Origin of the sequence: Pseudarthrobacter sp. NS4 (genome assembly GCF_024758005.1) — a bacterium.
Classification (GTDB): Bacteria; Actinomycetota; Actinomycetes; order Actinomycetales; family Micrococcaceae; genus Arthrobacter.
Genome location: NZ_CP103288.1, coordinates 1,391,552 through 1,405,893 on the forward strand (window position 1 = coordinate 1,391,552; position 14,342 = coordinate 1,405,893).

Here is a 14,342-nt window from a genome sequence, read left to right on the forward strand (position 1 = left end):
TTCATGTCACTGCCGTTGTGGTTGCCCACAACGGTAGTGACTATCTGCCCAGAACCCTGTCGGCATTGGCGGACCAGACCCGGTCCGTCGATCGCGCCATCGGCGTCGACACCGGTTCCCGAGACGACTCGCTGGTCCTTCTTGAACGGGCCTTGGGTGCAGCCAACGTCGTAAGCCATGATCGCGGGAAAGGCGGCATGGGGGCCGCGGTTTCTGCGGGACTTGCCGGACTGGCACCCTCCAGGGGCGGCAAGGCGGATAGCAGGGCCGAATGGATCTGGCTGCTGCATGACGATGCGGCCCCCGCCCCGGAAGCTCTTGCCGAGCTGCTCGGCGCCGTGGAGCGTGCGCCTTCCGTAACCGTCGCCGGCTGCAAGCAACTCGACTGGCATGAGGAACGGAAGCTGATCGACGTTGGCCTCTCCACGAGCCGTTGGGCCGAGCGGCTCTCCCTGATTGATGCCGACGAGCTTGACCAGGGGCAATACGACGGGCGCAGCGATACATTCGCCGTGAATTCTGCAGGCATGCTGGTGCGCCGCGACGTCTGGGAGCACCTGGGCGGTTTCGATCCCGCCCTCCCGGGCAGCGGAGACGACGTCGACTTCTGCTGGCGCAACCGCCTCGCCGGCCACCGTGTGGTGGTGGTCCCGGCAGCCCGGATGTTCCATGTGGCCCACCGGCCCCACGCGCTGGGCACCCCGGCAGCGGCACGAAAAGCCCAGGTTCACCTGCGGCTTAAGCACTCACCGCCCTGGATGGTTCCGGTCCATGCTGCGGGCGCGCTGCTCGGCAGCCTCTTCAAGCTGGTCCTGAGTATTGCGGTCAAGGACCCGGGCCACGGCATCTCCCAGCTCATTGCTACCGTTGCTGCATTAAGCAGGCCCAGAGCAGTAGTCCGGGCCAGGCGGGCGGCGCGGCAGACGCGGCGGATACGCCGGTCCGTGATCCGCAAACTCCAGACACCCCGGCGGGAGGTCTGGAGCCACAGGCGGTCCCTGATGGAGGCGATCGGATCCGACAACAGCCCGGCGGACGACCTTGAGCAGGACCCGCTGGCGCACCAGCCCACTGGCGACGCTTCCGATGATTTCGCGGCCCTGGCCACCAGCAAGCGCGGGTGGGTGGGCAACGGAGCCCTCGCGGCGGTCATCATCGCGTCCATCGCATCCCTCCTGGGCCTGGCAGGGCTTTTCCGCGCGGACGCCGTCGTCGGAGGCGCCCTCATCCCCGTTTCAGCGGGTCTCGGGGACATCTGGCACCACGCGTCCAGCTGGTGGGTAAACCTCGGCGCAGGGCTTCCGGGGAGGGGAGACCCTTTCGGCTACGTGCTATGGATCCTGGGTGTCCTCGGCGGCGGGGATGCCAACGCCGCCATCGCCTGGCTGCTCCTCCTTGGCGCCCCGCTGTCCGGCCTTACCGCGTGGTTTGCTGCGGGAGGACTGACAGTCCGGCGCCGGCTCCGGTTTGCCGCGGCCATCTTCTGGGCCGCTGCCCCCGCACTTCAGGTGGCCTTGAACCAGGGGCGGGCCGGTGCCCTGATCGCCCACATCATGATCCCGCTCCTGGTCCTGGCCCTGCTGCGTGCCACCGGCTCAGCTGTGGGACACGGACGTTTCATGCTGCCCGGGCCGGGTGACCGCCGGAGAGACCGTCCGCCGGCCCGTCCCGGCGTCAACGGCATGCCGTCCTGGACAGCGGCTGCAGCAGCCGGCCTGGCGCTGGCGGTTGTGGCTGCATCTGCTCCGTCCCTCCTGGTTCCGGCAACAATAGTGATCGTTCTGTGCGGGCTCCTGCTGGGCCGCCGCGGCCGGACCGTATGGTGGGCCCTGCTTCCAAGCGCCGCGCTGTTTATTCCGTTCGGCCTGTCCGTACTGGACAAGCCGAGGGCACTTCTCGCGGACCCGGGACTGCCGCTGGGTTTCGATGCCGCTCCGTTGTGGCAGCAGCTCCTGGGCCAGCCGTTGGCTTTCGGCCTGGACGGGGGCCTGGACGGGCTTCCCTACTTCCAGGACGGATCCTTTCCGTGGGCCCTGCTGCTGGCACTGCTCGTGGCCGTGCCGGTCCTGATCCTGGCTGTGACGGGACTCTTCAGCACGGGACGACGCGCCAGGATGGCCAGGTCGTTGTGGATGGCGGGGCTGCTTGCCTTGGCAGGTGGCTGGCTGGCCTCCCACGTGGCCACCGGGATGAACGCCGAAACATTGGTAACTCCTTTCACCGGACCAGCAGTTTCCGCTGCGGCGTTCCTCCTGCTGGGGGCGGGACTCCTCGGGGCGGAACAGCTTCTCGGTGTCGCTGACCAGGCTGTTGCCGGTCCATCAAAGCAGCGGACCGCGGCGCGCGCGGCCGTCGCTTTCGGGATGGTGATCCTGCTCATTGGCCCCTTGGCCGGGATGGCCGCCTGGTCCGCCCGCAACCTGCTCCGTCCCGCAACTGTTTCCACGGCCGGCCCTGCTGTTACTACGGGTGCTGCAGACTCCCCGGCCCCCGGGCTGGGTACGCCCCGGCTTGTGGAGGCTGCCAACCCGCGCACCCTGCCCGCTACGGCGATTGACCGGGGAACAGGGCCCGAGCAGACGCGCACACTCCTGATCGGCACTCGGGACAATGGCACCTTTGACGCCTCTCTCATGCGTGGTGCCGGCACCACTCTGGACAGCCTTTCGGCCGTTGCATCCGCCAGGAACATCATCGGCGCTCCCGGCGCCGAGGCGGTCCGGGACGATGATGACGTCACAGCCGCGGTCCGCCGGGTCGTAGCCACCCTGGTGGCCGGTCAAGGCGTGGATCCCCGCAAGGACCTCGAACAGCTGGGAGTGGGCTTCGTGGTACTCCGTTCCACGGATACGGCAGCCCAGTTGACTGCCAGCAGGATGGATGCGGTACCGGGCCTCGTGGCGGTCGGGCAGACCGACGTCGGGTGGCTTTGGCGCATCACCCCCCTGAACCAGCCTGTTCTGCAAGCAGCGGATGTTGCCCACCGGGTGCGCCTCGTGGACACCAACGGCTCAACAGTCTCTCTGGTGCCCTCCGCATACAACGACGTCGACGCCCCTGTTCCCGACGGGCCCGAAGGGCGCCTGGTGGTTCTGGCCGAACGCGCCGATCCGGGCTGGAGTGCCTGGCTTGACGGCCGAAGGCTGACATCGACCACCTCCGGGTGGTCCCAAGCGTTCACCCTCCCCGCCTCCGGCGGCCAGTTGACCGTCCGTTACGAAAACCCGTGGGCAGTTTGGGCAGGAATTGCCCAGGTCACGGTGATCGGGCTGACTGTCATGTTGGCTGTCCCCATGCCGGCACGGAGGCCGCGGGCCGGTCTTTCCCGGGACGAGGGCTCCCTGCGTAAGGAACAGCAGAATGCATGAGCACACCATGTCCACCAAGGTGCCGGATCCCGCTGGGCGGGATGCCGGAACGGCCTCCGGCGAGGCCGGCAGCCAGCGCCCTGCAGGCAAACGCCGCCAAGGAGCCCTGGCAAGTTTCGCCGGCGCAGCACTCGTCCTCGGGGGCGCAGGCGCACTGGTGGCTGCCGGGTCCATGCTCCCCGGGCCGGAGTCGAGCCGGAGCCTGCCTGCCGCGGTTGCCGTTGTGCCTGCGGGAGAAAGCCTGGGCGTGTGTCCCGGTCCAGCCCGGCTGCTGGAAGGCACCGAGGCCGGCACTGATCCGCAGTTCAGCCCCGAATCCGCCACCGCCGCCACTAGTGTGACCGCCGCCGTCCTCGGCGCTTCAGGCGTGCTGCCCGCCAGCCGGCTGTCCCTGCTGGACGGGACCACCGCCGTCGAAATTGCCGAAGATTCCGGCGCGCCCCCTGCCGAGGGGGCCCGCCAGGAGCTCCTGGCGGGCGCAGTGGCGAACCGGTCGGTGGACCAGGTGACCGTCCTCAGCGCCGATGCCGTGGCAAACCAGAAAGCGTCCGCTGCAGCCGCCATGAAGTTCACGGCAACAGACGGCGATCTTCAGGGAACGGCGGCAGCCAGCTGCGCGCAGCCTTCCAACGACCAGTGGCTGGCAGGGGCAAGTACCACTGTGGGCCGCACCTCGGTGCTGGTCCTGAGTAACGCTTCCACCACTCCGGCCACGGTCAGCCTTGAGCTGTTTGGCCAGGGCGGACAGATCCAGGCGCCCGGCAGCCGTGGCCTGTTGGTGGCGCCAGGCGCTACGCGGTCGGTAGTGCTGGCTGGCCTGGCGCCGGGGGAGCCGCAGCTGGGTGTTCACGTCCGCAGCGCCGGGGGGCCCGTCGCGGCCGCCATCCAGCAAAGCGCCCTGCGCGGCCTTACACCCGGTGGCGTGGACTTCATCGTGCCCGGTGCAGCCCCGGCCGTTCGCCAGGTCATGACCGGCGTGGACATCCAGGATCCGGGCGGAGTTGCTGCCCTGACAGGCAACTCCGGCTACGAGGATGCCGGGCCGGCCCTGCAGATCACCGTGCCGGGTCCATCGGATGCCGTCGTCGAGGTCAAACTGTATGGACGCGACGGCCAGAAAGCGCTGCCCTCCGGCGGGGTGGTCACCGCCAAGGCCGGCTCTGTCACGGAAGTTTCCCTTGCGGGCGTCCCGGCGGGGCACTATACGGTTTCTGCAGCATCCGACGTTTCCTTTGTTGCAGCCGCACGCATCAGCCGGGGGACCGAGGAGGGCCAGCCGTCCGACGTCGCGTGGGCTCCCGCCGGGGTGCGGCTTGGCAGCCAGCACGTGGTTCCGGTTCCGCAGGGCGGCATCCGGCAACTGGTCTTCGGTGCCCTTGATGCGCGGGCCACCATCACCTACGCAGCGATCACTGCCGACGGGAAGGTCCGGGCACCCTCCACCGCCGACATCGCCGGCGGAACAACTGCGTCCATCGCTGTTCCGGATAAGGCGGACGACGCCGACGTCGTGGGCTACGTCGTATCCGCGTCGGGCGACGCCGCCTTCGGCGCCGTGCTGCTGCAACAGGACAGCCGGAACGATGTGGCCTCCCTGGCGTTCCAGCCCGCGGCAGCCGGGCAGGAAACGGTACCGGTCACCATCAGCTACTGAGGCGGATGTCCAGCCGGACCTGCTGCCGCACGGTACGGGCGGCTGCATCAGTAGCGGCGCCGGTACACGGGGTCGAGGGTTTCAGGGGCCACGCCGAGCATCTCCGCGGTGTGTTCCACCACCACGTCATGGACCAGGTCCTGGAGTTCCTCGACGCCGGGGCACGCCTGTTCCACCACCCGGCGGTATACCGTGATCATGGGCCCGTCTTCACCGGCGGCCGGCGTGTACGAGCCCATCGGTACGGGGGCGGAACTGGTAGCCAGCTGCTCCAGGTCCGGCGGAATCTCATCCACGCCAAACCGTACGCCGTCCAGTGTCTTGCCCCAGATGTCGTGCAGCCGCTGGGCCGAATCCAGGACCATGTCATCGAAGCGGTCCGACCGCGTCCGGTAACCCGGATGGGTGGGAAGCATCACCTCACCGCGCAGCCCCCGGCCATGACGGTTCCGGCGGCGCTGCATAAAGCTCCTGCCCCCGGACTCCCCGCCCGGCTCCGCAGGGGCGTCCGGGTCAGCCAACCGGACCGTAAAGCGTGATTCATGGTTCGATGACTGCATACATCGACTGTAAACCCGCGACATGATTTACGCGATAGATTCCCCCTGCAGCGAAGGGCGCGTCCCGCCCACGGCGCCAATGCGCAGTTTTGGCGGGGACACAGAGTAGTCTGTGATGTCGTGGGAGCTATCCGTCAGTGTTCAAGATCTGCCTGCCGCCAGTCGGCGGTAGCCACCCTGACGTACGTGTATGCAGACTCCACGGCTGTCCTTGGGCCGCTGGCCACCTACGCAGAGCCGCATTGTTACGATCTTTGCGAACAGCACGCTGGTTCACTCACCGTCCCCAGGGGGTGGGAGGTCCTGCGGCTGGCCATGCCGTCCACACCGCAACAACCCGGCCCGGATGATCTGTTGGCCCTCGCCAACGCGGTCAGGGACGCCGCCGCGCTGCCGGCAAAGGCTCCGCAAACGCCCGCCCAGCGCGGTCCCCATTCGGCGCTCGAAGCTCCGGCAGGCACCGAAGGCACCCGGAGGGGCCACCTGCGCGTCCTGCGCGAACCGTCCTGACGGGCATCTGGCGGTACGCTGGAAGCTGCACATCATTTCCGCTACCGGCGCGAGCGCGCCCGCCAGGGAGCATAAACCACATGCCAAAGATCAGTCCTGAACTGTTGTCCGTCCTGCGCTGTCCCGTGACGGGTTCACCCCTGGTCCAGGACGGCGAGGAACTGGTGGCCACCACCGCCGGCGAAGCAGGCGTGAAGCCGCGCTATGCGATAGAGGACGGCATTCCCCTTCTCCTGCCTCCGGAACTGCTGGCAGCAGCTACATCGGCGGGCTCCGACCAGCACGATTCAGTGCCGGGTACTGCCCAGGCCGGGTAGCGGCACACCAACTTATCCGCAGACCAGAACACTGGCGCCGCAGGCGCCGTTGAATGCGCCGTTCTTCACGGACACAGCAGTACCGGACACAGCAAAGGACCACCCATGACTCTTGATTACAAGATTGCCGATATCTCCCTGGCGGAAGCAGGGCGCCACCAGATCCGCCTGGCCGAGCACGAGATGCCGGGCCTCATGTCGCTGCGCGAGGAATTCGGCCCCACCCAGCCGCTCAAGGGTGCCAGGATCGCCGGCTCGCTGCACATGACCGTGCAGACGGCCGTGCTGATCGAAACCCTCACCGCGCTGGGCGCAGAGGTCCGCTGGGCCTCCTGCAACATCTTCTCCACGCAGGATGAGGCTGCAGCGGCCGTTGTGGTGGGCAAAGGCACCATAGAGGACCCGCAGGGTGTTCCGGTCTTCGCCTGGAAGGGCGAAACGCTTGAGGAATACTGGTGGACCGCCGAGCAGATCCTGACCTGGCCGGGTGCGGAGTCCAACCCTGAACTGGGTCCCAACATGATCCTGGACGACGGCGGCGATGCCACCATGCTGGTGCACAAGGGCGCGGAATTCGAGGCCGTAGGAAACGTCCCCTCCGCCGGCCCCACGGATTCTGAAGAGTACGCCATCTTCCTTGACGTCATCCGGCGCTCCATGGCAGCAGACCCGCAGAAGTGGACGCGCACCGCCTCCACCATCAAGGGCGTCAGCGAGGAGACCACCACGGGCGTCCACCGCCTGTACCAGCTGGCGGAACAGGGCAAGCTGCTGTTCCCCGCCATCAACGTCAACGACTCCGTCACCAAGAGCAAGTTCGACAACAAGTACGGAATCCGGCACTCGCTGCCGGACGGCATCAACCGCGCCACCGACGTGCTCATGGGCGGCAAGGTCGCCGTCGTCTGCGGATACGGCGACGTCGGGAAGGGTGCCGCGGAAGCGCTGCGCGGCCAGGGCTCCCGCGTCATCGTCACGGAAATTGACCCGATCTGCGCGCTCCAGGCAGCCATGGACGGCTACCAGGTGGCGAAGCTCGAATCGGTCCTGGCGCAGGGCGACATCTTCATCACCACCACGGGCAACAAGGATGTCATCATGGCCGAGCACATGGCCGGCATGAAGAACAAGGCCATCGTGGGCAATATCGGGCACTTCGACAACGAGATCGATATGGCCGGCCTTGCCAGGACCCCGGGCATCAGGAAGGTTGAGATCAAGCCGCAGGTCCACGAATGGGTCTTGGATGAAGGAACGGAATCAGAGCGTTCCATCATTGTCCTGTCCGAAGGCCGCCTGCTGAACCTGGGCAACGCCACCGGACACCCGTCCTTCGTGATGAGCAACTCCTTCGCCAACCAGACCATCGCCCAGATTGAGCTGTGGACCAAGAAGGACCAGCCCGAAGGCGAGCGTGAGTACGAGAACCAGGTGTACGTCCTGCCCAAGGTCCTGGACGAAAAGGTGGCCCGCCTGCACCTCGACGCCCTGGGCGTGGAGCTGACGGAACTGACCAAGGACCAGGCCGAGTACCTGGACATTGACGTCGCCGGTCCGTACAAGCCCGAACACTATCGTTACTAAGAAGTAAACCGCCCGGGTGCCCACCGCACCCGGGCTGTTACTTCCAGCCCCTAGGATCTGTACATGGAGCCCGAAGTCCAGCCGCGTCGTCCGCGGACCCTGAAAAAAATTCTCATCGTTGCCGTGGTGTGCCTCCTGGCCGCAGCGGTCGGCGTTTTCGCCGCCGTGGCGCCGGGCCTCGCCAATGGCGCCCTGGAATCCGAGGCCGGCTCAGCCATACGCACCTCGCCGGGCATTGCCTCCCCGGTGATCGCACCGGTGAAGGCCGAGGCCGTACCGGCCAACGGCGCCAAGCAAGTGAACCCTGCCGCTCCTGTTTCCCTCAAGGTAAGCAACGGCACCATTGAGCGCGTCACCCTGACCAGTACCTCCGGCGAGACGGTGGAAGGCCGGATCGACCCGGAGGGCACCGGCTGGTCGGCGTCCGGGCCGCTCACGTTCAACACCGACTACAGCTACACGTATGTGCTCAAGGACGGCGCGGGACGCGAAACAAGCACAACGCAGTCCTTCAGCACCGTCTCCAGCTCTCAGGAGGCCGACGCCGCCATCTACCCGCTTGACGGTATGAAGGTGGGGGTTGGGCAGCCGCTGCAGGTCATCTTCAGCGAACCCGTGCTGAACCGCGACGCCGTCGAAAAGGCCATCACGGTCACCAGCAGCGCAGGCCAAGTGGGCGCCTTCCACTGGTACAGCGACAAGATGGTCCGCTACCGGGCCGAAGACTTCTGGGCCGCCAACTCCACCATTTCGATGGACATGCAGCTCTTTGGCGTGGACCTGGGCAACGGACAGATCGCCAACTTCAACAAGAAGATGAGCATATCCATCGGCGACAAGAAGGTTGCCGTGGCTGACGCCGCTGCGCACACTTTCACGCTCAGCATCAACGATCAGCCCGTCAAGACCCTGCCGGTCAGCATGGGGGACCAGCGCTTCCCGTCCGCCCGCGGGTACGGGGTGCTGATGGAGAAGAAGCGGTATGACCACTTCCGGGCTTCAAGCATCGGGCTGAAGCCGGGTGATCCGGCCTACTACGGTGACGTGGACGTGGAGTACACCATCCGGCTGACGCTCAGCGGGGCCTATATCCACCAGGCCCTCGAATCGGCCTACCCCTTCATTGGCAACAAGAACGTCTCCCACGGCTGCATCGGGTTTGCTCCCGACGGCGCTGCCTGGGTCTTTGACAATATGGGCACCGGGGACGTGGTGCAGATTATCAACACCGAAGGCGACTACGCCGCCCACGATGACGGCTTCGGCGACTGGAACATTCCCTGGAGCGAGTACGACAACTGACGTCAGCTGCCGAACGGCAGCCGCTGCAGCCGCTCGCCGACTTCGGTACTGCGCCGCCGCTGCTGCGCCAGCCTGGTGAGCTCGCGGTTCCGGCGTTCGGCGACGACGGCGGCAAGGAAGTCGTCGGGGCTGGTCCCCGGCGGCGGGGCAGGAGCCACGTGGGCGGATAGTTCCGTGGCGATGGACGCCGCCATTCCGGCGCGTGACATCGGCGCCATGCGGCCTGCCTGGCGGATGAACTGGGCGGCCCTGCGTGCGGTCGCATCGGGGATTCTTCCGATGTCCGCCGCTGATGCCCAGGCCCGAAGCCGGGGTGGTACGAAGACGGGAACAGCCTGTTCGACGGGTACCCGGCTTCGGATGGCATAGGTGCCTGCCAGCAGGTCGCCGAGGCGCCGGGACCTGTCGTTGAAAAGGGCCACGGTCAGCGCCAGTCCGCCGAGGGTCAGGTAGATTTCGAGGAACCCGGTCAGGCCGCGGATGACGGCGTGCCGGAAACGGATGGCGCCGCCGTCGTCCCGGACCACGCGCAGGCCGGTAGCCAGTTTGCCGAGGGAGAGGCCACGGCTCAGCGTCTCCACCGCTACAGGCACGATCACCAGGCAGAAGACAACGCTGGAAAGCACCAAGGCCCGCATGGCTGCCTCGTCCAGGTCTTCGCCTGCTGCGGCCAAGCCGACCAGGATCGCCACCAGCAGCACGGCGTTGAAGAGGACATCGAGGATGAGACCCAGGGAACGGGCCGCGAAGGAAGCCGGCCGCAGTTCCAGGACTACCGCCTCGCCGGTGACTATCGAACTCACGGTACGTACCCATTCCTCGCGGCTCATGGTGCAGACGGTCAAAGTCTAGTGCTGTGACGCTAGGCTGGTCCCGTGGATATGGACGCCTTCTCCGCCGTCAATGCGGACAAGTGGTCACGGCTGCACGAACTCGCCTCAAAGGGCAGGCTCAGCGGACGTGAGGCCGATGAACTGCTGGCGCTCTACCAGTCCACGTCCTCACATCTGTCACTGATCCGCTCCATTGCCCCCGAAAGCGGCCTCTCCGCCTCGCTCTCGGCCACGCTGGCCCAGGCCAGGACCCGCTTCACCGGTGCCCGCTCCAATCCGATGGCAGACCTCGCACGGTTTTTCGTGGTGGCACTTCCGGCGGCGTTCTACCGGCTTACGTGGCTCACCCTGGCGTGCGGGGCCGCGTTCATCATTATCGGTGCCGCCTATGCGCTCTGGATCGGAACCTCGCCGGAAGCGCTGCGGGCTGTGGCATCGGAAGCAGCGGCCAAACAGTATGTCGAGGAAGACTTCATCGACTATTACTCCGAGAACCCGGCCGCATCCTTCGCGGGCGCTGTCTGGACCAACAACGCCTGGATCAGCGCCCAGGCGGTTGCCCTCGGCATTACCGGAGTCTGGGTGCCGATGATCCTGTTCAGTAACGCGCAGGGTGTGGGAGTGGCGGCGGGCGTTTTCGCGGCCGCAGGCAAGTCCGACGTCTTTTTCAGCTACATCCTGCCGCACGGCCTGATGGAGCTTACTGCCGTCTTCATAGCCTGTGCGGCAGGGCTCCGGATTTTTTGGGCCATGGTGTCGCCCGGGCCACGCACCAGGGGCCGCGCGGTAGCCGAGGAAGGCAGATCGCTGATTACAGTTGCCCTCGGCCTGGTCCTGGTGCTGTTTGCCTCCGGACTCGTGGAAGGATTCGTCACCCCAAGCCCGTTGCCGGTGTGGGCCAAGATCACCATAGGTGCCGCGGTGCTGGGGGCTTACTGGGTTTACGTCCTGGTGTGGGGCAGGCGCGCCTACCTGTCAGGGGAACGTGGTGACCTTCGCCGCGAGGATGCCGGCTACACGGAAATCGCTGCCTGAATCGTTGTAATTCCGCCGGGGTGGTTCCTCGCCCAGCCCAACACCCGGACTGTAGGCTCGTCAACAGATAAAGCGCCGCGCCTGGGGTCCTTCCGCGGCGCGGAAACCCAACGGAAGTGACGCTGCTGTGAAAGACGAAACACCGGCCCGCGCCAAAAGCTCCGCGCCGCAGCCGGAACCTCTCCTGGACACGTCCGCGGACTCCGACGAGCCCGCTTTTTCCTGGCTGACTCCTGCGAAGAAGGGCGCTGCCGGGCCTGACGCCGGCAATTCGCCCGCCGGGGCTCCGTCCGGTCCGGCGGGCTCTACACCCGCGACGGGTTCTTCCCCATCAACCGGGTCCTCCCCTGTGATGGGGGAATCCGAAGCGGGGGAGCCGAAGCCGCGCATGAGCCCCCAACCGGAAAGCAGGGCGGACCGGAAAGCCGCGGAGGCCGCCGCAGGGCCCTCCGGCGTGGTCCCGCCCTCGGAGACTGTCCCGCCGTCGAACTCCGGGTCTTCCAGCCATGACCGTTCACCGGTCTTCAGAGAGCCGCTGCCCACATCCGCGCTGCACGTACGCCCCCCGGAGGAGGAGGTGGAGCGCCGCAACGCCGAGCGCGAGAGCGCCGCCAACGCCAAACCGGTCGCCCCGCGCGTCATGCAGGTCCTGCTCGCCATCTCCTTCCCCGTGGTGCTCCTGGTCCTTGCCGTGCGGGCAGTCACCAGCCCGCTGTTCCTGTGGGTGGAATACAACCGCCCCGGTTTTCCCGGGGACGGGTACGGCTTCAGCACGGACGACCGCATGACCTACGGCTCCTACGCCGTCGACTACCTCAGCAACTGGGCTGGTCCCGGGTATCTTGGGGACCTGGTAAACCGCGGCGGGGACAAACTGTTCAAGGACGCTGAAGTCAGCCACATGGCGGACGTCAAGACCGTGATCCTCTCCAGTTTCGGCGCCGGTGCGCTGTTGCTCCTGCTGGGCCTCATCGCCGTCCTGTACCTTCGGAAGCGGAGCACGGGCGGGGTCCGCAGGGGCCTGTTCGCGGGTTCCATCATTACCCTGGTCCTCATCCTGGGTCTCGGGACTCTGGCAGTACTGGGCTGGCAGCAGTTCTTTACCGAGTTCCACCGGATCTTCTTTGCGGACGGATCCTGGACCTTCAGCCTGGACGACACCCTGATCCGGCTGTTCCCCGGCCAGTTCTGGATCGACGCCGGGATTGTCATCGCGGGCCTGGTGCTGCTGACGGCGCTGGTGACACTGGTCCTCACCTGGCCCACGCGGCGCCGCCGTGGCCTGGTGCGCGAGGAGCCAGTGGAGGCGGATCAGGCGTAAAGCCTGGCGATGTCCGCCTGGAAGTCCTGCAGGACGGCGGCCCGCTTCAGTTTGAGCGACGGCGTCAGGTGGCCGGACTCCACGGTGAACTCGGCGTCCAGGAGCGAGAAACTGCGGATGGATTCAGCTTTGGACACCAGCAGGTTGGCCTGATCCACCGCTTCCTGCACAGCTTTGGTTACCTCAGGATCGGTCATCGCTTCCCGGAGGGGGAGAGGCGGCAGCCCGCGCTCCGAGCGCCAATCGGCCAGGCCCTCCGGGTCCAGGGTCACCAGCGCCGAGACGAACGGCCTGCCGTCGCCCACCACTACTGCCTGGTCTACCAGCTGGTGGGACCGGATGGTTTCCTCCAACGGCCCGGGGGCCACATTCTTGCCCCCGGCGGTGACCAGCAGGTCCTTCTTCCGGCCGGTAACGGTGAGGAAGCCATCCGGGTCCAGCCTGCCGAGGTCTCCTGTGCGGAAGAAGCCGTCCACGAAGGCTTCTGCGTTTGCGGCCTGGTTCCCGTGGTAGCCCTTGAAGACGCCGATGCCCTTGACCAGGATTTCGCCGTCTTCGGTTACCCGGACGGTGGTGCCCGGGATGGGGATGCCCACCGATCCCACCCTCGTGTGTGACGGGGTGTTGACCGTGCACGGCGCGGTGGTCTCGGTGAGGCCATACCCCTCCAGCACCGGAATGCCCGCACCGCGGAAGAAATGCGCATCCTCAGGTGCCAGCGGGCTTGCACCGGACACGGTATATCCCACCTGGCCGCCCAGGGCCTGGCGGAGCCGGGGATACAGCAACCGGTCAAACAACCCGTGCCGGATCCTCAACAGCAGGCCGGGGCCGGTGCCCTCGCCGCGGCTTTTCCTGTCCAGTTCCCGCGAATACCCAATGGCGACGGCCGAGGCAGCCTTGAACAGGCGGCCCTTTCCGGCCACAGCAGCCTTGTGCCCGGCCGTGGACCGGACTTTCTCGAAGATCCGCGGGACCACCAGGAGGAAAGTGGGCCGGAAGGTTCCCAGGTCATCCAGGAGCTGCGCCGCTCCCGGGGTGTGCCCCAGCGTGGCCCCCGCCGTCAGGCAGACCACCTGGACTGCCCGTGCCAGGACGTGGGCCAGCGGCAGGAACATCAGTGTGCGCGCCTGGTCCTTGCGCAGCAGTTCAGGAAGGAACGCGACGATGTTCCTGGCCACCAGGGCGAAGTTGCCGTGCGTGATTTCGCACCCCTTGGGGTTGCCCGTGGTGCCCGAGGTGTAAACAACCGAGGCGACGTCGTCCAGCCCTGCCCGGCTCCGGTGCCGTTCCAGCTCGGCGTCGCTGACCCCGGCCCCCGCAGCGGCGAGGCTGGCAAGGTTGGGGGCCGCGCCGTCGTCATCCATCCTGACCACGTTCACAAGACGGTCGCGGAGCGGGGCGGAGCCGGCAACAACGCCGGAAACCAGCTCCACCGTGGCCCTGTCCTGCGCAAAGACCCGGCGCACCCCGGCGTCGCGGATGATCCACTCCACCTGTCGCGCGGAAGACGTTTCGTAGATGGGAACCGTCACCCCGCCGGCAAACCAGATGGCGAAGTCCACTAACGTCCACTCGTAGGATGTAGCGGACATGACCGCCACGGTGTCGCCCGGTTCCAGTCCGCCTGCGATCAGTCCCTTGGCCAGCGCGCTCACGTCCTGCAGGAACTTCCCGGCCGGAACATCCACCCAGCCGTTGGGCCCTTTGCGCCGGTAAAGTGCATGGGCAGGGTTGGCCGCGTGTTGTTCCAGGAGCAGGTCGGTGACGTTGCTGCCGGCATCCAGCTCAACCAGCAGTTCAGTGCTCGCTTCTCTCACAGCATGTCTCCGTTCCGCTGCCAGGCCGCGGGAGCGGC

At 66.8% G+C, this 14,342-nt stretch carries 11 protein-coding genes; 8 read left to right on the top strand and 3 right to left on the bottom strand.

The window, feature by feature from the left end:
• Positions 1 to 17 precede the first annotated feature (17 nt).
• Together NXY83_RS06560 and NXY83_RS06565 are read left to right on the top strand one after the other, a co-directional pair.
• Positions 18 to 3,368: a glycosyltransferase family 2 protein gene (locus NXY83_RS06560; protein ID WP_258805278.1), complete on the top strand. Its 3,351-nt coding sequence runs from the start codon at positions 18 to 20 to the stop codon at positions 3,366 to 3,368.
• Entirely contained in the window at positions 3,361 to 5,022 is a 1,662-nt protein-coding gene (locus NXY83_RS06565) for a DUF5719 family protein (protein WP_258805279.1), read from the top strand. The genes NXY83_RS06560 and NXY83_RS06565 overlap by 8 nt, the downstream gene beginning before the upstream one ends.
• Before the next feature lie 47 nt (positions 5,023 to 5,069).
• On the opposite strand, the gene NXY83_RS06570 is transcribed toward NXY83_RS06565, so the two are convergent.
• Positions 5,070 to 5,582 carry a metallopeptidase family protein gene (locus NXY83_RS06570; protein WP_258805280.1) on the bottom strand — a complete coding sequence of 171 codons (513 nt, stop codon included), beginning with the start codon at positions 5,580 to 5,582 and terminating at the stop codon, positions 5,070 to 5,072.
• A gap of 120 nt (positions 5,583 to 5,702) precedes the next feature.
• Between NXY83_RS06570 and NXY83_RS06575 the strand changes: the two genes are divergently transcribed.
• The 4 genes from NXY83_RS06575 to NXY83_RS06590 all read left to right on the top strand — a co-directional run bounded on the left by NXY83_RS06575 (position 5,703) and on the right by NXY83_RS06590 (position 9,295).
• Positions 5,703 to 6,092: a DUF3499 domain-containing protein gene (locus tag NXY83_RS06575; protein WP_258805281.1), complete on the top strand. Its 390-nt coding sequence runs from the start codon at positions 5,703 to 5,705 to the stop codon at positions 6,090 to 6,092.
• 80 nt (positions 6,093 to 6,172) lie between these two features.
• Positions 6,173 to 6,409: a Trm112 family protein gene (locus tag NXY83_RS06580; RefSeq protein WP_258805282.1), complete on the top strand. Its 237-nt coding sequence runs from the start codon at positions 6,173 to 6,175 to the stop codon at positions 6,407 to 6,409.
• A gap of 105 nt (positions 6,410 to 6,514) precedes the next feature.
• A complete protein-coding gene (gene ahcY, locus NXY83_RS06585; protein ID WP_258805283.1) occupies positions 6,515 to 7,993 on the top strand; it encodes an adenosylhomocysteinase in 1,479 nt (492 codons plus the stop codon).
• A gap of 63 nt (positions 7,994 to 8,056) precedes the next feature.
• Positions 8,057 to 9,295, top strand: a complete 1,239-nt coding sequence (locus NXY83_RS06590; protein ID WP_258805284.1) for a L,D-transpeptidase — start codon at positions 8,057 to 8,059, stop codon at positions 9,293 to 9,295.
• Positions 9,296 to 9,297: 2 nt separating this feature from the next.
• On the opposite strand, the gene NXY83_RS06595 is transcribed toward NXY83_RS06590, so the two are convergent.
• Complete coding sequence (locus tag NXY83_RS06595; RefSeq protein WP_258805285.1) at positions 9,298 to 10,098, bottom strand: RDD family protein; 801 nt, start codon at positions 10,096 to 10,098, stop codon at positions 9,298 to 9,300.
• A 72-nt stretch (positions 10,099 to 10,170) separates the two neighbouring features.
• On the opposite strand from NXY83_RS06595, the gene NXY83_RS06600 reads away from it, so the two are divergent.
• Together NXY83_RS06600 and NXY83_RS06605 are read left to right on the top strand one after the other, a co-directional pair.
• Positions 10,171 to 11,163, top strand: coding sequence for a stage II sporulation protein M (locus NXY83_RS06600; protein WP_258805286.1), 993 nt, complete (start codon positions 10,171 to 10,173; stop codon positions 11,161 to 11,163).
• A gap of 127 nt (positions 11,164 to 11,290) precedes the next feature.
• Positions 11,291 to 12,484, top strand: a complete 1,194-nt coding sequence (locus NXY83_RS06605) for a TIGR01906 family membrane protein (protein WP_258805287.1) — start codon at positions 11,291 to 11,293, stop codon at positions 12,482 to 12,484.
• Here NXY83_RS06605 and NXY83_RS06610 read toward each other — a convergent pair.
• Entirely contained in the window at positions 12,475 to 14,304 is a 1,830-nt protein-coding gene (locus tag NXY83_RS06610) for an AMP-dependent synthetase/ligase (protein WP_258805288.1), read from the bottom strand. The genes NXY83_RS06605 and NXY83_RS06610 overlap by 10 nt on opposite strands.
• Positions 14,305 to 14,342 lie beyond the last annotated feature (38 nt).